Source organism: Flavobacterium sp. CAU 1735, from assembly GCF_039888695.1.
In the GTDB taxonomy this organism is placed as follows: domain Bacteria; phylum Bacteroidota; class Bacteroidia; order Flavobacteriales; family Flavobacteriaceae; genus Flavobacterium.
Window position 1 is genome coordinate 112,241 of sequence record NZ_JBDQQQ010000007.1, and the last position, 18,243, is coordinate 130,483.

21 protein-coding genes and 1 riboswitch are annotated in these 18,243 nt (G+C 41.8%); of the genes, 17 read left to right on the forward strand and 4 right to left on the reverse strand.

Annotated features, from left to right (window positions below):
* From AAFN64_RS14880 to AAFN64_RS14955, 16 genes are all read left to right on the forward strand, one after another.
* On the forward strand, positions 1–1,524 hold the full coding sequence (locus tag AAFN64_RS14880; RefSeq protein WP_347761039.1) for a radical SAM protein: 1,524 nt from the start codon (positions 1–3) through the stop codon (positions 1,522–1,524).
* Positions 1,524–2,186: a methyltransferase gene (locus AAFN64_RS14885; protein WP_347761040.1), complete on the forward strand. Its 663-nt coding sequence runs from the start codon at positions 1,524–1,526 to the stop codon at positions 2,184–2,186. The genes AAFN64_RS14880 and AAFN64_RS14885 overlap by 1 nt, the downstream gene beginning before the upstream one ends.
* A gap of 50 nt (positions 2,187–2,236) precedes the next feature.
* Positions 2,237–3,547, forward strand: a complete 1,311-nt coding sequence (locus AAFN64_RS14890) for a serine hydrolase domain-containing protein (RefSeq protein WP_347761041.1) — start codon at positions 2,237–2,239, stop codon at positions 3,545–3,547.
* A gap of 219 nt (positions 3,548–3,766) precedes the next feature.
* Positions 3,767–4,222, forward strand: a complete 456-nt coding sequence (gene rplM, locus AAFN64_RS14895; RefSeq protein ID WP_136403806.1) for a 50S ribosomal protein L13 — start codon at positions 3,767–3,769, stop codon at positions 4,220–4,222.
* The gene (rpsI, locus tag AAFN64_RS14900; RefSeq protein ID WP_136403805.1) at positions 4,222–4,608 is read left to right on the forward strand and encodes a 30S ribosomal protein S9; all 387 of its coding nucleotides are present in this window, start codon (positions 4,222–4,224) and stop codon (positions 4,606–4,608) included. The genes rplM and rpsI overlap by 1 nt, the downstream gene beginning before the upstream one ends.
* A gap of 153 nt (positions 4,609–4,761) precedes the next feature.
* Entirely contained in the window at positions 4,762–5,529 is a 768-nt protein-coding gene (gene rpsB, locus AAFN64_RS14905) for a 30S ribosomal protein S2 (protein ID WP_347761044.1), read from the forward strand.
* Positions 5,530–5,634: 105 nt separating this feature from the next.
* Positions 5,635–6,459, forward strand: a complete 825-nt coding sequence (tsf, locus tag AAFN64_RS14910) for a translation elongation factor Ts (protein ID WP_347067614.1) — start codon at positions 5,635–5,637, stop codon at positions 6,457–6,459.
* A 162-nt stretch (positions 6,460–6,621) separates the two neighbouring features.
* Entirely contained in the window at positions 6,622–7,287 is a 666-nt protein-coding gene (locus AAFN64_RS14915) for a queuosine precursor transporter (protein ID WP_256552298.1), read from the forward strand.
* Positions 7,277–7,837, forward strand: a complete 561-nt coding sequence (locus tag AAFN64_RS14920) for a DNA-3-methyladenine glycosylase I (protein WP_347761046.1) — start codon at positions 7,277–7,279, stop codon at positions 7,835–7,837. Before AAFN64_RS14915 ends, AAFN64_RS14920 begins: the two co-directional genes overlap by 11 nt.
* Positions 7,838–7,903: 66 nt before the next feature.
* Positions 7,904–8,002, forward strand: a riboswitch (TPP riboswitch).
* A gap of 49 nt (positions 8,003–8,051) precedes the next feature.
* On the forward strand, positions 8,052–8,255 hold the full coding sequence (thiS, locus tag AAFN64_RS14925) for a sulfur carrier protein ThiS (protein ID WP_347761047.1): 204 nt from the start codon (positions 8,052–8,054) through the stop codon (positions 8,253–8,255).
* A gap of 23 nt (positions 8,256–8,278) precedes the next feature.
* The gene (gene thiC / locus AAFN64_RS14930; RefSeq protein WP_347761049.1) at positions 8,279–10,099 is read left to right on the forward strand and encodes a phosphomethylpyrimidine synthase ThiC; all 1,821 of its coding nucleotides are present in this window, start codon (positions 8,279–8,281) and stop codon (positions 10,097–10,099) included.
* Positions 10,100–10,101: 2 nt separating this feature from the next.
* Positions 10,102–10,701: a thiamine phosphate synthase gene (locus AAFN64_RS14935; protein ID WP_347761050.1), complete on the forward strand. Its 600-nt coding sequence runs from the start codon at positions 10,102–10,104 to the stop codon at positions 10,699–10,701.
* A 6-nt stretch (positions 10,702–10,707) separates the two neighbouring features.
* Positions 10,708–11,340: a thiamine phosphate synthase gene (locus AAFN64_RS14940; protein ID WP_347761052.1), complete on the forward strand. Its 633-nt coding sequence runs from the start codon at positions 10,708–10,710 to the stop codon at positions 11,338–11,340.
* The gene (locus tag AAFN64_RS14945; protein WP_347761053.1) at positions 11,327–12,097 is read left to right on the forward strand and encodes a thiazole synthase; all 771 of its coding nucleotides are present in this window, start codon (positions 11,327–11,329) and stop codon (positions 12,095–12,097) included. Before AAFN64_RS14940 ends, AAFN64_RS14945 begins: the two co-directional genes overlap by 14 nt.
* 7 nt (positions 12,098–12,104) lie before the next feature.
* Complete coding sequence (thiH, locus tag AAFN64_RS14950; protein WP_347761054.1) at positions 12,105–13,220, forward strand: 2-iminoacetate synthase ThiH; 1,116 nt, start codon at positions 12,105–12,107, stop codon at positions 13,218–13,220.
* 7 nt (positions 13,221–13,227) lie between these two features.
* Positions 13,228–13,938: a HesA/MoeB/ThiF family protein gene (locus tag AAFN64_RS14955; RefSeq protein WP_347761056.1), complete on the forward strand. Its 711-nt coding sequence runs from the start codon at positions 13,228–13,230 to the stop codon at positions 13,936–13,938.
* 84 nt (positions 13,939–14,022) lie between these two features.
* On the opposite strand, the gene aat is transcribed toward AAFN64_RS14955, so the two are convergent.
* From aat to AAFN64_RS14970, 3 genes are read right to left on the reverse strand one after another with little or no spacing between them, the layout of a single operon-like run.
* Positions 14,023–14,670: a leucyl/phenylalanyl-tRNA--protein transferase gene (aat, locus tag AAFN64_RS14960; protein WP_347761057.1), complete on the reverse strand. Its 648-nt coding sequence runs from the start codon at positions 14,668–14,670 to the stop codon at positions 14,023–14,025.
* Between the two features lie 55 nt (positions 14,671–14,725).
* Positions 14,726–15,109, reverse strand: coding sequence for a DUF3127 domain-containing protein (locus AAFN64_RS14965; protein ID WP_136403791.1), 384 nt, complete (start codon positions 15,107–15,109; stop codon positions 14,726–14,728).
* Between the two features lie 51 nt (positions 15,110–15,160).
* Entirely contained in the window at positions 15,161–16,036 is an 876-nt protein-coding gene (locus tag AAFN64_RS14970) for a flavin reductase family protein (RefSeq protein ID WP_347761059.1), read from the reverse strand.
* A 157-nt stretch (positions 16,037–16,193) separates the two neighbouring features.
* Here AAFN64_RS14970 and AAFN64_RS14975 point away from each other — a divergent pair, with 157 nt between their 5' ends.
* Positions 16,194–17,345 carry a HAMP domain-containing sensor histidine kinase gene (locus AAFN64_RS14975; protein ID WP_347761061.1) on the forward strand — a complete coding sequence of 384 codons (1,152 nt, stop codon included), beginning with the start codon at positions 16,194–16,196 and terminating at the stop codon, positions 17,343–17,345.
* Here the strand turns inward: AAFN64_RS14975 and AAFN64_RS14980 are convergent.
* On the reverse strand, positions 17,335–18,243 hold the full coding sequence (locus AAFN64_RS14980; RefSeq protein ID WP_347761062.1) for a hypothetical protein: 909 nt from the start codon (positions 18,241–18,243) through the stop codon (positions 17,335–17,337). The two genes, AAFN64_RS14975 and AAFN64_RS14980, sit on opposite strands and share 11 nt — an antisense overlap.

Consider the following 18,243-nt stretch of genomic DNA (forward strand, 5'->3'; position numbering starts at 1 on the left):
ATGAATACGAACAAGGTCATATTATTCAATCCCCGAAGTGCCAATAGCAAGCACCGGATACCGAATTCCATCTTACAGGTAGGTGCTTCCATTCACGGGCATTACGATTATGTTTTTGTGGACGGTAATCTGGAAACCGATCCGTGGCAAACCATTGAAAACTATCTGGCAACAGGCGAATTCAAATACTTTGGTTCTACGGTTATGCCCGGTCCGCAACTGAAACAAGCCATTCCGTTTACCAAAAAAATAAAAGAACAATTTCCGGATACCATAACCATTTGGGGTGGCTATTTTGCCTCCAACCAATATAAAGTTGCTTTACATTCCGGTCATGTGGATTATATCATCAATGGCCCCGGCGACGTAACGTTTCCGTCCCTTTTAGCCGCTCTGGAAAACAACGAACCCGAAACCATCGTTTTAATCAAAAACCTGATTTATAAAAAACCGGACGGTACGATAACCAAAACCGCAACCGAAGCTTTATTGGATCAGGATACGCTGCCAAAGTTCCCGTATGAATACCTGAATCAGTTTTACCCGGTACGAAATTACCTGGCCAAAACCTTTATGGGATCGAAAACGCTTTCCTACCATTCCAGTATGGGTTGTCCGTTTAGCTGTTCGTTTTGTGCTGTTGTACCGATTTACAACGCCCGTTGGAAAGGCATGTCGGCTGCACGGATTTACGAAGATGTACGCTATTTTAAAGACACTTATAACATTGACGCGATCGAGTTTCACGACAACAACTTTTTTACGTCGAAAAAAAGAGTGCTGGAATTTTCGGAGCTAATCCTAAACGACAACATCAGTTATTGGGGCGAAGGCCGGATTGACACAATCAATATGTATTCGGACGACGAACTCCGACTCATGCGCAAAGCCGGTTGTAAAATGATCTTTTTAGGTGCCGAAACCGGAAACGATGCCATACTCAAACAAATGAACAAAGGCGGTACGCAATCCGGTCAAATGATCAAAGATTTTGTGTTACGGATGAAGAACGTCGACATTGTTCCGGAATTATCATTTGTACTGGGTATGCCGGCTGCAACCGAAAAAGAAGTATACGATCAGATTTTATGGGATATCAACTTTATCCGGGAAATCAAAACGATCAACCCAAAATCCGAAATTATCATTTACCTATATAGTCCGGTTCCAACCGAAGGATCGGAATTGTACCAGCAAATTCTGGATGCCGGTTTTTCATTTCCTACGCAACTGGAAGATTGGATTTCGCCTAGCTGGGAAAACTTCGACCTGCGAAAAAACCCGATTACGCCGTGGTTAAAACCCTATATGATTGATACGATAAAAAACTTCGAAACGGTTTTAAACGGCTATTATCCTACGGTTTCCGATTTCCGGATCAGAGGACTTAAAAAAACACTATTACAAACCCTGTCGGGATTGCGTTATAAAACCGGAATTTACCATTACCCTTACGAAATAAAGGCTTTGCATAAAATCTGGCGCTACCGTCAACCCGAAATCGAAGGCTTTTATTCGGAATAATGAGAAAGCTGATCCAACGCATCGTAAGTCCGTTTTTACAAAAAGCCAGTGCGATCTATTTGTCGAAACCGCGAGACTATCGCTATAAAAACATTCGTGTTCGTGTTGAACCCGGTGTCTTTCCGCCCTTTATTACGATCAGTACCAAACTGCTGTTGGAGTTTATCGAACCGCTTCCGTTGCAAAACAAAACCTTCCTCGAACTGGGTTGCGGTTGTGGTATTATTTCCATACTGGCCGCACAAAAAGGCGCAACGGTGACCGCTTCCGATATTAACAAAACAGCGCTCGAAGCGTTACCGCAAAATGCGATGACCAATCAGGTTACGGTATCCGTGGTGTATTCCGATCTGTTTCAGGAATTTTCGGGTCGGTCTTTTGATTATATCATGATCAATCCGCCTTATTATCCCAAAACACCAAAAAACACCGCTGAAAGCGCCTGGTTTTGTGGCGAAAACTTCGAGTATTTCGAAAAGCTATTCACGCAACTTCCGGAATACCTTACCGAAACCAACAAAACGTATATGATCCTTTCGGAAGATTGCGATTGCGATACCATCCAATCCATCGCCACCCGGAATGCGCTTCGGATGCAACTTGTCCACGCTACAAAAGTATTTCGGGAACAGAATTATATTTTTGAAATCGGAAGCCAATAATTTTTGGTACCTTTCGGACGTTATTTATGATAACCAAAAGTCCGTTTTCTATGAAAAAAATAATTCTATTTTCACTATTGCTCCTATCCTTTTCGATCGTTGCTCAGGAAAAAACGCGTTTCAACAAAATAGACAGTTTGCTAACCTATTTGAATGAAAACAACAAATTTATGGGTGCCATCAGTCTTCGGGAAAACGGAAACGTGATTTTTGAAAAGAATTATGGTTTTGCAGATGTAGAAAGCAACATACTTGCCGATGGCAACACCAAATACCGCGTGGGTTCCATTACCAAAATTTTTACCGCGGCTATCATTTTCCAACTGATTGAAGAAAAAAAACTGACCTTAGAAACAAAGCTTTCTAAATTTTATTCCGAGATTCCGAATTCCAGCGCGATTACCATCGACATGATGCTCAACCATAAAAGCGGGATTCCTGATTATATTGACAGTTCATTTGATTCGTATAAAACAAAGCCGCAAACCAAACGCGACATGCTAAAACGTATAGCCGCCTTAAAATCAACTTTCGAACCCGATGCCAAAGCCGAATACAGTAATTCGAATTATCTTTTGTTGGGTTATATCATCGAATCGATTACCGGAAAAAATTATGGCGATAATGTTGCCACCCGAATTGTTGGCAAAATTGGTTTAAAAAACACCTATTATCCTAAAAAGAGCGTACCGGGTAAAGACGAAGCCTTTTCCTATTCTTTCGCAAATAGCAAATGGAAAAAAACGCCATCCTGGGATTTAAGCGTGTCCAATGCCGCCGGTGCTTTGGTGTCGACACCATCAGATCTGACCGATTTTATCAATGCGCTTTTTACCGGAAAAATTGTCAAACCCACTTCACTGGCGCAAATGACCGCTATGCAAAACGGATACGGCAAAGGATTGTTGCAATTTCCATTTAGCGACAAACGCTTTTTAGGTCATAACGGAATAATTGAAGATTTCCGATCGGTTGTTGCGTATCATCCGAGCGATAAAATGGCTGTTTCTCTTATTCTAAATGGAAACAATTATAACGAAAACGAGCTTTTAATCGGTATATTGAGTATTTACTATAAAATCCCGTATCGCTTTCCGAATCTGAAATCTGTAGCGGTTGATCCGAAGCTTTTAAAAAGTTACGAAGGCGTGTATAGTTCCAAGCAGATTCCGTTACAGCTGACGATCCGTGTAGAAAACGGGCAACTGCAAGGCCAGGCCACCGGACAAAACTCGTTTCCGCTAAATGCTTTGAGCCCGACGGAATTCATTTTTGATCCGGCCGGAATTGAAATTACCTTTAAAGACAAAGGATTACTTTTAAAACAAGGCGATAACAAGCTAACTTTCACCAAAGAATAACCCCAAAACCGGTATTTAATACGGTAACTATTTCCGGATCCGGTCAAAAAATGCGTCTGAATCGACAACGACACTCTTAAATCGTTATAAAATGATTGATAACCCGACTGATTATCAATCGATAAAATATTATTCGACAGACATTTGTATTTAAAATAAATATTTGTACTTTTGCAACCCCTTTATTGGGGATGGAATGTTTAATTAAAATAAATTATTGTGAACAATTTAAGCTACAAGACAGTATCAGCTAACAAGGCAACTGCTCAAAAAGAGTGGATCGTTGTAGATGCTGAAGGTCATAACTTAGGTCGTTTTGCTTCAAAAGTAGCTATGCTATTAAGAGGTAAATACAAGCCAAGTTATACACCGCACGTGGACTGTGGAGATAACGTGATTGTTATCAACGCAGAAAAAATCAACCTAACAGGTAACAAACTTGAGGATAAAACATATATCCGTCACACAGGTTACCCAGGTGGTCAAAGAAGTTTATCTGCTAAAGTAATGCAACAAAAAAACCCTGCATTATTAGTAGAGAAAGCTGTAAAAGGAATGTTGCCTAAAAACAAATTAGGAGCACAATTATTCCGCAATTTAAATGTATATGTAGGTACTGAGCACAAACATGATGCACAACAACCTAAAACCGTTAACTTAAACGATCTAAAGTAATGGGAGTTATTCACAAAATCGGTAGAAGAAAAACCGCTGTTGCTCGTGTATATGTTACAGAAGGAACTGGAAACATCACGGTAAACAAAAGAGAATTTACAACTTACTTCCCAACGGCTACATTACAGTACAAAGTGATGCAACCATTAGCAATGACTGAAAACGCTGCTAATTTTGACATCAAAGTAAATGTATACGGTGGAGGAACAACTGGTCAGGCAGAAGCTGTACGTATGGCAATCGCAAGAGCTATGTGTGAAGTAGAAGCTGAGAACAGAGCAATCTTAAAACCAGAAGGATTACTAACAAGAGATCCTCGTATGGTTGAGCGTAAGAAATTCGGTCAGAAGAAAGCTCGTAAGAGATTCCAATTCTCGAAACGTTAATATTTATTTATTATTAAAAAAACTAAGTTTTTGTTGCTCTCCTGCTGAGGTAGGAATTAGTTTAGCATCTAAATGGCGAAGACCTGAGTGTCAGTTTACTGACCTATCGCTACTTCACCATTGCTAATACAACAGAACGTAAACTATTACAAAATGGCAAACAAAGTAGAAGTTAAAGAATTACTAGAAGCAGGTGTTCACTTCGGACACATGACTAGAAAATGGGATCCAAACATGGCTCCTTACATCTATATGGAGCGTAATGGTATTCACATTATCAACCTATATAAAACTGCAGCTAAAATCGAAGAGGCTAATGAGGCTTTGAAAAAAATCGCTGCATCTGGTAGAAAAGTACTTTTCGTAGCTACCAAAAAACAAGCAAAAGATATCGTTGCAGAAAAAGCTGCAGCAGCAAACATGCCGTACATCACTGAAAGATGGCCAGGTGGTATGTTGACTAACTTCGTAACTATCCGTAAAGCTGTTAAGAAAATGGCTTCTATCGATAAAATGAAGAAAGACGGTACTTTTATGACATTATCTAAAAAAGAACGTTTACAGGTAGATCGTCTTCGTGCAAAACTTGAGAAAAACTTAGGTTCTATTGCCGATATGACCCGATTACCAGCTGCGTTGTTTGTAGTGGATATCAAAGCGGAACACATCGCTGTAAAAGAAGCACAAAAATTAAACATTCCAGTTTTTGCTATGGTAGATACGAACTCTGACCCACGTCAGGTTGAGTATGTTATCCCAGCTAACGATGATGCTTCAAAATCAATCGACAAAGTTTTATCTTTAGTAAGTGGTGCTATCATTGAAGGACTTTCTGACAGAAAATCTGACAAAGAAGAGCAACCAGCTGGAGAAGTAGCAGCTGCTCAAACAGAAGCTACAGCGACTTCATCTGAAGAATAAAAATAACATTATGATAAAGTCGTTATGCTGGTGGATGCTTACTTTTGGGGCGACTATCAACATAACGACTTCATTTTTTTAACCTAAAAATAAAACACTTTCAAAATGGCAAATATTACTGCTGCAGACGTAAATAAATTAAGACAAATTACCGGTGCCGGTATGATGGATTGTAAAAAAGCTTTAGTTGAAGCTGATGGAGATTTTGATTTAGCAATCGAAAACCTACGTAAAAAAGGTCAGAAAGTTGCTGCTAACCGTTCTGACAGAGAGTCAACTGAAGGAGCTGTTATCGCTGTTGTTAACGCTGACAAAACTGCTGGTGTTGTGATTTCACTTAACTGTGAGACTGACTTCGTAGGTAAAAACGAAGGTTTCGTAAAATTAGCTACTGATTTAGCTAATCAAGCAATCAACTTCGCTACTAAAGAAGAATTTTTAGCATCTGATTTCAACGGAATCACTGTTGCTGACAAATTGATCGAGCAAACAGGAGTTATCGGAGAGAAAATCGAAATCGGTTCTTTCGAGCGTTTAGAAGGTGCTTTCGTTGGATCTTACATCCACGCTGGTAACAAAATCGCTACATTAGTAGCTTTATCTGCTAACGTTGACGGTGCTGAAGAAGCTTCAAGAAACGTAGCAATGCAAGCGGCTGCTATGGCTCCTATCGCATTAAACGAAGAAGGTGTTGATGCTGCTATCATCGAAAAAGAAATCGAAATCGCTAAAGATTTACTACGTCAGGAAGGAAAACCAGAAGCTATGTTAGACAACATCGCTAAAGGTAAATTAGCACGTTTCTTCAAAGACAACACTTTAGTAAACCAGGATTACATTAAAGAACCAAAAATGAGCGTTACAGAATATGTAAAATCAGTAGACGGTGCTTTAACTGTTACAGGTTTCAAAAGAGCTGCTTTAGCATAATACGAGTCCTTCGGGAAAATCATATAGCAAAACCCTGGTCATTGACCAGGGTTTTCTTTTTTACACATCCTACATCCGTTACACGATCAATCGGATAAATATTTTTTATCCATAATACACAAAATTAGTACCTTTGATAGATATCAAAAACACTACCCTGAAATGTTTAAAACAAAAAGAGACCTGGTTTATATCATCTTAGCCGGGATCTTTATAGCCAATGCCGTTGTAGCCGAATTGACCGGTGGAAAACTGATCCAGATAGGACCTTTTATTATGAGTATCGGAATTATTCCGTGGCCTGTGGTATTTATCACCACCGACTTGATCAACGAGCATTTCGGCCGTGATGGCGTTAAAAAATTATCGTTTATCACCGCCGGACTTATCGCCTATTGTTTGCTAATCCTTTTCGTAGCCATACAAATTCCGGCCGCCAAAGGCATCAGTACCGTAACCGACGAACAATTTAAAACGGTATTCGGACAAGGCGTCTGGATTATGATCGCCAGTATTATCGCCTTTCTCGTTTCGCAGCTCATTGACGTATCCATATTCTGGTTTTTACGCAATAAAACCGGAAAAAAGATGATCTGGCTCCGAAGTACCGGTTCAACCGTAATTTCGCAGTTATTCGACAGCTTTATCGTTTCCGGTATCGCCTTCTGGATGACCGGTAAAATAACCACCGCCGAATACATCAATATGGCCACAACCGGCTATACTTTTAAATTGATCATCGCTATTTGCTTAACGCCGATGATTTATTTAGGACACTATATAATCGAAAAATATTTATCAGAAGACCCAATATCCGATGGAGACTAAAGAACGATGCGGATGGTGCAAAAACGATGCGCTATACGAAAAATATCACGACGAAGAATGGGGCGTACCCGTTTACGAAGATCAGAAGTTATTCGAATTTCTGATATTGGAAACCTTTCAGGCCGGCTTAAGCTGGATTACCATTTTACGAAAACGGGAAAACTTCCGTGAAGCCTTTGATCAATTCGATTATAAAATCGTTGCGCAATACACCGAAGAAAAAATACAGGAGTTACTGGAAAATCCGGGCATCATTCGCAACAAACTTAAAGTCCGAGCAGCCGTTTCCAATGCACAGGCTTTTATGCAGGTGCAACAGGAATTTGGCAGTTTTTCCAAGTATATCTGGGGATTTACCGGCGGTGGACCGATAGTAAATACCCGCACAACCTTGCGCGATATTCCGGCTACTACACCCCTATCCGATCAGATCAGTAAAGACCTCAAAAAACGAGGCTTTAAGTTTGTCGGATCAACCGTAGTTTATGCGCATATGCAAGCTACCGGTATGGTAAACGATCATATTGAAAGCTGCTGGAAACGTAACTAACCCACACCTGTCCGAATGTTAAATCCGTACTTTCCGGATTTACATTTCAAATTAAACATTACATTTGCTTCACTTTAGGGGTGTCTATATACCATATAGGCTGAGATTTTACCCTTTGAACCTGATCCAGTTCATACTGGCGTAGGGAAAAGTGCAATGACTTCATTCTATGTAGCCATTCCTAAAGTGTATACCTATATCGCAACTTTAAGGAATGGAAATCACAATCAACAATCAACCCGTAACAGTACCCGACGGTCTAACCGTTCAGGATTTGCTATATCGCGAACTTCCCGATAAGCAAAACGGTATTGCTCTTGCCATTAACAACACGGTTATTCCCAAAACCGAATGGCCCAACCATTACATCACCGAAAACGATCACATTCTGATCATTTCTGCAACCCAGGGAGGATGATAACTTGCTAAACACTACATAAAATGAACGAAAACCAACACGAAATTTCAAGAACACCGTTTCCGAATTCAACGAAAGTCTATATCTCGGGTGAAATTCATCCGATTAAAGTCGCCATGCGCGAAATTTCCTTACACGATACCAAGCTGAGTAATGGCGGTAGCGAGCACAATCCGCCGGTAACGGTTTACGATACCAGTGGTCCATATACCGATCCCAACGTAGCAATCGATGTTCGCAAAGGACTCGAACGCCTACGCGAACAATGGATACTTGACCGTAACGATGTTGAAATCTTAGATTCCGTAAGTTCCGACTATGGGAAAGAACGTCTGAACAACCCGAAACTGGATCATTTGCGTTTTGAATACCTACACCAACCCAAACGCGCCAAAACGGGACATAATGTAAGTCAGCTGCACTACGCTAAAAAAGGCATTATTACTCCGGAAATGGAATATATCGCCATCCGCGAAAACCAACGTATCGAACAACTAAACGCACAAACGGCCGCCATGCAACAGCAGCATAGCGGAGAGAGTTTTGGAGCCAATACCCCCAAAAAACACATCACCCCGGAATTTGTCCGTAGTGAAGTTGCCGCAGGTCGGGCGATTATTCCAAACAACATCAACCATCCGGAAAGCGAACCCATGATTGTAGGCCGAAACTTTTTGGTTAAAATCAACGCCAATATTGGGAACAGTGCCGTGACTTCGAGCATTGAAGAAGAAGTCGAAAAAGCCGTATGGGCGTGTCGTTGGGGCGCCGATACGATTATGGACTTATCTACCGGAAAAAACATTCACGAAACCCGCGAATGGATTATCCGAAATTCCCCGGTTCCGATTGGTACCGTACCGATTTATCAGGCCTTGGAAAAAGTAAAAGGCATCGCCGAAGACCTGACCTGGGAAATTTTCAGAGACACTTTGATTGAACAGGCCGAACAAGGTGTTTCCTACTTTACCATTCATGCCGGCGTACTACTGCGTTATATTCACCTAACCGCAAATCGCGTAACCGGAATTGTATCAAGAGGTGGTTCCATCATGGCCAAATGGTGTTTATTTCATCATAAAGAAAACTTTCTGTACACCCATTTCGAGGAAATCTGCGACATCATGAAAGCCTACGACGTTGCCTTTTCCCTTGGCGACGGACTACGTCCCGGATCGATCGCCGATGCGAATGATGCCGCACAATTTGCCGAACTGGAAACCCTGGGCGAACTAACCAAAATTGCCTGGAAACACGATGTACAGGTATTTATAGAAGGCCCGGGACACGTGCCAATGCACATGATCAAAGAAAACATGGACAAGCAACTGGAACATTGTGCCGAAGCGCCATTCTATACCTTAGGCCCATTGACCACCGATATCGCTCCAGGATATGATCATATTACATCCGCTATTGGTGCCGCGATGATTGGTTGGTATGGAACCGCCATGCTGTGTTATGTCACCCCAAAAGAACACCTCGGATTACCGAACAAAAAAGACGTAAAAGACGGTGTGATCACCTATAAAATTGCCGCCCATGCCGCCGATTTGGCCAAAGGGCATCCGGGTGCGCAGTACCGTGACAATGCACTAAGCAAAGCCCGATTTGAATTCCGTTGGGAAGATCAGTTTAATCTGGCATTAGATCCGGACACCGCTCGGGAATTCCACGATGAAACCCTTCCGGCCGATGGTGCGAAAGTGGCGCATTTTTGTTCTATGTGTGGTCCAAAATTCTGCTCAATGAAGATCTCTCAGGAAATCCGTGAGGTGGCTGAAAAAGGGATGCAGGAAAAATCGGAAGAGTTTATCGAAAACGGAAAAGAAATCTATCTATAGTCATGATTGTAATTACCAGTCCGGATAGCGTAACAAACGAATTTGAAATTATATCGGAAATGTTTCAGGAGGGATTATCCCTTTTACATATCCGAAAACCGGATTTTTCGATAACCGAAATGCAACAGTATCTCGATCGGCTTCCTATTTTATTTCGGCATAAACTGGTATTACACCAACACCATGAACTCGCGGAAGCTTTCGGAATTAACCGGATTCATATTCGGGAATCGGATCGCGCTACACCTGACAGGTTTCAAAAACCTGTCAGGTGTTACTACTCAACGGGAACACATACCGTTGAAGAGTTTAACAACTTGCAAGACCATTACACCTATGCATTTTTAAGTCCGGTTTTTCAAAGTATTTCCAAACCCGATTATCAATCGTCCGAAAATCTGTTGGAAACCATCAAAAACAGAAACAATCCCAATACCAAACTGATTGCTTTGGGCGGAATTACAATTTCAAACATGGCAATGGCATTGGAAAGTGGTTTTGATGATATAGCACTTTTGGGAACAATCTGGAACAGTACTGATCCTATAAAAAGCTTCCGGGAATGTCTGCGTCATTACACGACCATCACAAACAAAAACTAACGATCTATGTTTCCTAAACTTCAGTATATTTCACAAGGCGACACTCCAAACGAACAATTGCATCACATCAAATCCGTACTCAATAATGGCGGCCAATGGATCCAATTGCGCTTTAAAAACGGAACCGAAAAAGAACAGTGTCTTTTAGCGGAATCCGTTAAAAAAAGCTGTTTGCAATATAACGCGACCTTAATTATCAATGACAATGTCGCAATCGCAAAGCAAATTGACGCCGATGGTGTTCACCTCGGATTGGACGATATGGCCGTATCCAAAGCCCGGCAACTTCTCGGTACCGACAAAATAATAGGTGGTACCGCAAACACCTTGCAACAGGTATTCCAACGCTACCACGAAAAATGCGATTATATCGGCTTGGGGCCATTTCGTTTTACGACCACCAAACAAAAATTAAGTCCGTTATTAGGGCTTATCGGGTATTCCGACATATTGCAATCGTTAGCCCAACAACAATACGACATTCCGGTATATGCCATAGGCGGCATCACCGTAACCGATGTTGATGCGCTACTGGAAACCGGCATTTACGGTATCGCCGTTTCAGGAATGATCAGTCAACATCCGAATCAAAAACAACTACTCACCCAACTCAATCAAAAACTATATGGAACCTTTTAAACTGGCAGATAAAACCTTTCGTTCCCGTTTATTTTTAGGCACCGGAAAATTCGGATCGACAGCCCAAATGGAAGCCGCAATTCTGGCTTCGGAAAGCGAATTGGTAACCGTAGCCTTAAAACGTGTGGATTTACAAAAGGAAACCGACACCCTTTTAACGGCCTTACAACACAAACACATTCACCTTTTACCGAACACTTCCGGTGCACGGAATGCGAAAGAAGCCATACTGGCCGCACAACTGGCCTGCGAAGCCTTGGAAACCAACTGGCTGAAACTGGAAATACATCCCGATCCGAAATACCTGTTACCCGATCCGATCGAAACGCTAAAAGCAACCGAAGAGCTGGCCAAACTCGGCTTTGTGATCCTCCCTTATATTCATGCCGATCCGGTGTTGTGTAAACGGCTGGAAGATGCCGGAACCGCAGCCGTAATGCCATTAGGCGCACCGATTGGAAGCAACAAAGGACTTAAAACGCTCGACTTTCTGGAAATCATTATCGAACAAAGCAAGGTTCCTGTTATCGTCGATGCCGGAATAGGCGCCCCATCGGATGCGGCAAAAGCAATGGAGCTCGGAGCCGATGCCGTTTTAGTCAATACGGCGATCGCTGTGGCCGGAAATCCGGAACGAATGGCCGAAGCTTTTAAAGAAGCCGTAATCGCAGGACGCAAAGCCTACGAAGCCCGTTTGGCCCCTATCGCATCTAACGCAGCTGCATCGAGTCCGCTGACTTCTTTTTTATATGAATAAACCGGTTATGAAAAAAACATTCAAATCTGTTTTCGAGACGTATGACTGGAATACGATTCAGGCAAAAATTTACCAAACCCAGGCCGATCGTGTCGAACAAGCCTTAGCAAACACCAAACGAAATCTGGACGATTTTATCGCTTTGATATCCCCGGCGGCACAACCCTATCTGGAACAAATGGCACAGATAAGTCACAATCTGACCAAAAAACGCTTTGGAAAAACGATTCAAATGTATGCGCCGATGTACCTGAGTAATGAATGTCAGAATATCTGTACCTATTGTGGCTTTAGTTTTGACAACAAACTAAAACGGCGTACGCTCACGGCAACTGAAATCACTCAGGAAACCGTTGTTTTAAAAGAAATGGGATTTGATCATGTATTATTAGTCACCGGGGAAGCCAACTATACGGTAAACATCGATTACTTTTTAAAAGCCATCGCGCAGATCAAACCGGATTTTTCGAATATCTCCGTAGAAGTACAACCGCTTTCGGAAACCGAATACCAACAATTGCACGACGCGGGTGTTTACTCCGTACTCGTTTACCAGGAAACCTACCATCGGGACGTTTACAAACAGTACCATCCCAAAGGCAAGAAATCAAACTTTGACTTCCGACTTGAAACACCCGATCGGATCGGAACGGCCGGTATCCATAAAATCGGCCTTGGCGTACTGTTAGGACTGGAAGACTGGCGAACAGATAGTTTTTTTAATGCGCTCCACCTCGATTATTTACAACGAACCTACTGGCAAAGCAAATTTTCGGTTTCCTTTCCGCGGTTACGTCCGGCAGAAGGCATTATCGAGCCCAACTTTATCATGGACGACCGCGATCTGACACAGCTTATTTGTGCGTATCGCCTTTGGAATGAAGACCTGGAACTTTCGATTTCCACCCGGGAAAATGAAAGATTCCGAGACAATATTATACCGATTGGCGTTACCAGTATGAGTGCCGGATCAAAAACCAATCCCGGTGGTTATGCCGTCGATCCGCAATCGCTGGAACAATTTGAAACCAGTGACGAACGTCCGGCCAACATTATCGCACAAATCATTGCAACCAAAGGCTACGAACCCGTTTGGAAAGACTGGGATAACAGTTACAACTAATTAAAACATGATCACAATACAGGATTTTTTACGATACAACCGTCAAATGCTCCTACCGGAAATTGGCGAAGCGGGTCAGTTACGGTTAAAAAACGCCAAAGTACTGGTTATCGGTGCGGGTGGTTTGGGTTGCCCGATCTTGCAATACCTCGCCACAGCCGGTGTGGGTACATTGGGAATTATCGATTTTGACACGGTAGAAATTCACAACCTTCACCGTCAGATTTTATATACGGAAGCAGCTATTGGTCAACCAAAAGCAGAAATCGCATCTGCTGTAATCCGGCAATTAAACCCGGAAATCAACTGCCTCGTTTTTAATGAAAAACTAACTGCTGCAAATGCGAATTCCATTTTACAGGATTTTGATGTGATAGTGGATGGTTGTGATAATTTCGCGACCCGCTATCTTGTGAACGACACCTGCGTGATTTTGAAAAAACCACTGGTTTATGGTAGTATTTTAAAATTTGAAGGGCAACTGGCGGTTTTTAATCATAACGGAAGTAAACAGCTTCGCGATTTGTTTCCGGAACCACCCGATCCGAAAGATGTACCCAATTGTAGTTTGAATGGCGTAATGGGTACGCTACCCGGAATTATCGGTACGATGATGGCCCATGAAACCCTGAAGCTGATCATCGGTTTACCGACCTTGCAAAACGAGCTGATTCTTTTTAATACCTTGTCGTGGCAGTTTACGAAACTAAACTTTTAGGTTTTTCATACTTGATAGCTATCACACCTGACAGGTTTTGGAAACCTGTCAGGTGTGACTATAGAGCAAATAAAAAAAGCTGTTTTAAACAGCTTTTTTACTCTTTAGTACTTTCATAAAACTTTCGCGGTTCACTTCGAAAGCGCCCAGACTTTCCAAATGTTCGTTATAAACCTGACAATCCAGTAACAGATAATTATTCGCTTTTAGATATTCCACCAATTTGATAAAAGCCACTTTCGAGGCATTCGACACTTTGGCAAACATACTCTCGCCACAAAAGATATGGCCGAGATCCACTCCATATAATCCGCCAACTAATTGCTCGTCCTGCCAGACCTCAACCGATTGCGCATGTCCCAATTCGTTAAGTTTGCAATAGGCTTCAATCATATCGTCCGTAATCCAGGTACCGTTTTGCCCTTCGCGTTTTATCGACTGACAATTGGAAATCACCGCCCGAAAATCGCGGTTAAAAGTTACCGTAAAAATATTCCGGTTTAGGACATTCCGCATACTTTTTGAAATGTTCAACTCATCCAAAAGCAGCACCATTCTCGGATCGGGCGCCCACCAGGTAATCGGTTCCCCATCTTCAAACCAGGGAAATATTCCGGAATTATAGGCCAATAGCAATCGTTCGGTCGACAAATCGCCACCAACGGCCAGGATACCGGAAAAATCCGTTTCGGTTACCGGAGGAAAATAAAGTTCTTTGGTTAAAAAATACATGGTCTATAAAAAACAAATCCTGAAAGTTAGCACTATCAGGATTTTTATTTTTGGATTAGAACGGTAAATCGTCGTGCTCTTCTTCGTTAAAATTGGAGGCCGGTTCAAAAGCATCGGCTGCCGGAACCGAAGGCATTGGTTGCGCATAACCTGCCGGCGCTTCCGCCTGCATTCTTTCGATACGCCATCCCTGGATCGTATTAAAATATTTCGCTTCACCCTGTGGATTCACCCACTCTCTACCTCTTAGGTTAATCGATACTTTAACCTGTTCTCCTACTTTATAACTATCCAGTAATTCACATTTATCCTGAGTAAACTCAACCATAATATGTTGTGGATATTGCTCTTCTGTAGTTACAACCAACTCTCTCTTTTTAAAACTGGCACTGATTTGCTGTGTTCCGTTAATCACTTTTATTTTCCCTGTAACTTCCATAGTAAAAATATTAATTGTTTTTATAGTGAGGTTTATTACTAAACCGTCTTATTATTTTTTAGACAAAAGCACCTTCCATGCGGTGGCTACTTCGTTATTATCCAGATATTCTTTAGCCATCTGGTGTTTTTTGGTTTCATCGTCGGCACTAATCACCGCTTTTACGCCAAAATCTTCTTTTACAAAGATAGCGATATCTTCGTCGGTTGGTAACGCTTCCACATTTCCTAATTTTCCAAGATCATTCCCGTCGAAAACCGGACTTTCTTTAATAAATTCCGGAATAGCATCAACGCCAATTCCCAATGTGGTAAGCGGTTTTTCCACTTCAAAAAGTCCCATATTGGCTCTGGAATACCAGTTTCCGCCCATTCGGGATACCAAGTCGATTTTATGTTGATCAATCGCTCCGTTTTCGTCCAGTATCGCTTCGTCCACATGGATTTTCACCACTTCACAAATGATCAGATTACCAGCACCGCCTTCGGTTCCCAATTTGACGATATCGTTTACCTTACATTCAAACTGTACCGGACTTTCGCCCACGCGATACGGTTTTACCACATCCGAAGGAACCATCGTTAATCCGGATTTTAAAAACTCATTTACACCATCGCCATATTCGGTACTCGATAAGGATGCCTGTTGTACAATCGGGTAGTTTACGATATTGATCACCACTTCTCCAGTTTGTTCCGCATTGATTAAAGTATGCTTAACGGTATTGTTACGCACTCTTCTTGCCGGCGAAAAAATCAGTATCGGCGGATTGGAACTAAACACATTAAAAAAGCTGAACGGTGATAAATTCGGATTTCCGTTTTCATCCATTGTACTCGCAAAAGCAATGGGTCTTGGCCCAACAGCACCTTGCAAATACGCTTGTAATTTCATCGGATTTAACTCCTTTGGATCGACACTAAGCATGGTTGTAAAAGTTTTGACAAATATACTTTTTTAGCCGGAATCAAAACACAAAACCGATCAGATAATCCGGAAAATTTGATCCCGGCAGAGCATTTCCCAATCTTCTTTTTGCTCCCTTATATCTTTTCCTTACTTTTAAACACAAATATTGTATCGCATGAATCTTTCCGAAAGACGTAACCTTATCCGCTGGATTATTATATTGGGTTCCTTTAATATCCTGGTTTTCATATTATGGAATACGTATACTTTTTTCCAGAAGTTTAAGGACGAGGAACGTTTAAAGATGGAACTTTGGGCTACAGCTACCAAAACGCTAAACAATGCCGATGAAAATACCGAAGTGGAACTACCGTTTCAGATTCTGAGTAACAATACCACTATCCCGATTATCCAGACTACAGACAAAGATAGCATTATCAATATGATCAATGTTGATAAGGAAATCAGTGCCGATTCGGATCGTTCAAAAGCCTATCTGAACAAATTACGTTCGGAGAACCAACCAATCATTATGGATTTGGGTGGTAAAAATCAGTTTCTGTATTACGGCAATTCGTCCTTACTGACCAAATTAAAATTCTACCCGATCGCTTTGGTGCTTATCGGACTGTTTTTTAGTGGTATGATTTTCAGTTTTTACCGCGCCAGCAAAATGGCGACCCAAAACAAACTATGGGCCGGTATGGCGAAGGAAACCGCACATCAGATCGGCACACCGTTATCATCACTGATCGGATGGGTCGAAATTATGAAAGCGGATGATGTAGATGAGACGACCGTTTCGGAAATTGAAAAAGACATTAACCGACTGCAAACCATTACCGATCGTTTTTCTAAAATTGGCTCTGAGCCGGTATTAGAAGACCACGATCTGATACAGGAAACGGAACAATCGTATGACTATCTGAAATCGAGAACTTCCAAACAGGTTGAATTTACGTTTCAGGCACCGGACTATCCGATTCATATCCTGATGAACCCGGCTTTGCATAGTTGGACTATCGAAAATCTGGTTAAAAATGCGATCGATGCGATGAAAGGTAAAGGAAAACTTCATATTGCAATCGAAGACACCGAACGCTTTGTAAAGATTAAAGTGACTGATACCGGAAGTGGTATTCCAAAGAAATTATTCAACAGTATATTTGATCCCGGATTTACGACCAAAAAACGCGGCTGGGGACTTGGACTGTCGCTAACCAAACGTATTGTAGAAGAATATCACAGTGGAAAAATTAAAGTGGCGCATTCGGAAATCGGAAAAGGAACCACGATGCAGATTACTTTTAAAAAGGCTACTGTTTAATCAATCCCTTACGCAACAGATTCTTTTTAACAAACGTTGCTTTTTCACCATCCCAGGTATAGGTTTCTTTCCAGACCTGTTCCTCCATTACCGATTCGTTTTCATTGGCTGATTCCTGTTCTTCGGCTTCTTCAGTAATTTTAAAGATATGACCTGGCTTACCACCCGGTTCAGTCGGAAAAATAAACGTTTCGCCATGGTAGTAAACACCGGCATCAGCAACCGACATTTTTTCGGGCAGTTCCAGTAGTTTCTTCCCCGTCCATCCGAAATAAAAGAAGTAGGTTGGAATTCCGCAGGCTTCTCCGCTAAAACTGATCCGATAGATATTTTGTATATTCTGAAGTCCGTAATTCCCCATCAGGCTTTGCTGATGAAAATGACTTTCGACAATATTTTTCCGTATTTCTTTACTGTCCAACAAAGTGTTGTTTTGATCCAGAACTTTAATCCCCAGAATGTATTCCTGAGCGATATAATCTTCTTCTTTTTTAGCACTGACACGCTCTAAAACCGTTAGAAAAGAAAGAGTATTGGTTGTTTTAAAATCGAGTGCCAGAAACCCAAGCCACAGATAGCCTTTTTTGGTTGTAGTACCGGATAGGTATTGGATTTCCACCCAATTCATATCGATCCCTTTTATTTTCTGTGTCTTCTGAGTTAGCTTTTTTACCATAACTCTTTTCCCCAGTTGTAAAGAATCGACCAACTTTCCGGAAGTTGACGGCACATCGCGGACATAACAGTTTGCAACGCCAACTATTCCTTCTTTTTCGATAACAGCAGTGTCGTCCGAATAGCCTACATCCTTACCGTAAAGCCACAAACCACTGTTGGTACCCTGCGAAAACACCGCTCCGGAAACCAGAAGCAGTAAAAGCAACACTATTTTTTTCAT

Bases quoted from the DNA above. Each gene is read 5' to 3' on its own strand.
- AAFN64_RS14880 (WP_347761039.1), top strand. From the start codon at position 1: ATGAATACGAACAAGGTCATATTATTCAATCCCCGAAGTGCCAATAGC.
- AAFN64_RS14885 (WP_347761040.1), top strand. From the start codon at position 1,524: ATGAGAAAGCTGATCCAACGCATCGTAAGTCCGTTTTTACAAAAAGCC.
- AAFN64_RS14890 (WP_347761041.1), top strand. From the start codon at position 2,237: ATGAAAAAAATAATTCTATTTTCACTATTGCTCCTATCCTTTTCGATC.
- rpsI (WP_136403805.1), top strand. From the start codon at position 4,222: ATGGGAGTTATTCACAAAATCGGTAGAAGAAAAACCGCTGTTGCTCGT.
- rpsB (WP_347761044.1), top strand. From the start codon at position 4,762: ATGGCAAACAAAGTAGAAGTTAAAGAATTACTAGAAGCAGGTGTTCAC.
- tsf (WP_347067614.1), top strand. From the start codon at position 5,635: ATGGCAAATATTACTGCTGCAGACGTAAATAAATTAAGACAAATTACC.
- AAFN64_RS14915 (WP_256552298.1), top strand. From the start codon at position 6,622: ATGTTTAAAACAAAAAGAGACCTGGTTTATATCATCTTAGCCGGGATC.
- AAFN64_RS14920 (WP_347761046.1), top strand. From the start codon at position 7,277: ATGGAGACTAAAGAACGATGCGGATGGTGCAAAAACGATGCGCTATAC.
- thiS (WP_347761047.1), top strand. From the start codon at position 8,052: ATGGAAATCACAATCAACAATCAACCCGTAACAGTACCCGACGGTCTA.
- thiC (WP_347761049.1), top strand. From the start codon at position 8,279: ATGAACGAAAACCAACACGAAATTTCAAGAACACCGTTTCCGAATTCA.
- AAFN64_RS14935 (WP_347761050.1), top strand. From the start codon at position 10,102: ATGATTGTAATTACCAGTCCGGATAGCGTAACAAACGAATTTGAAATT.
- AAFN64_RS14940 (WP_347761052.1), top strand. From the start codon at position 10,708: ATGTTTCCTAAACTTCAGTATATTTCACAAGGCGACACTCCAAACGAA.
- AAFN64_RS14945 (WP_347761053.1), top strand. From the start codon at position 11,327: ATGGAACCTTTTAAACTGGCAGATAAAACCTTTCGTTCCCGTTTATTT.
- thiH (WP_347761054.1), top strand. From the start codon at position 12,105: ATGAAAAAAACATTCAAATCTGTTTTCGAGACGTATGACTGGAATACG.
- AAFN64_RS14955 (WP_347761056.1), top strand. From the start codon at position 13,228: ATGATCACAATACAGGATTTTTTACGATACAACCGTCAAATGCTCCTA.
- aat (WP_347761057.1), bottom strand. From the start codon at position 14,670: ATGTATTTTTTAACCAAAGAACTTTATTTTCCTCCGGTAACCGAAACG.
- AAFN64_RS14965 (WP_136403791.1), bottom strand. From the start codon at position 15,109: ATGGAAGTTACAGGGAAAATAAAAGTGATTAACGGAACACAGCAAATC.
- AAFN64_RS14970 (WP_347761059.1), bottom strand. From the start codon at position 16,036: ATGCTTAGTGTCGATCCAAAGGAGTTAAATCCGATGAAATTACAAGCG.
- AAFN64_RS14975 (WP_347761061.1), top strand. From the start codon at position 16,194: ATGAATCTTTCCGAAAGACGTAACCTTATCCGCTGGATTATTATATTG.
- AAFN64_RS14980 (WP_347761062.1), bottom strand. From the start codon at position 18,243: ATGAAAAAAATAGTGTTGCTTTTACTGCTTCTGGTTTCCGGAGCGGTG.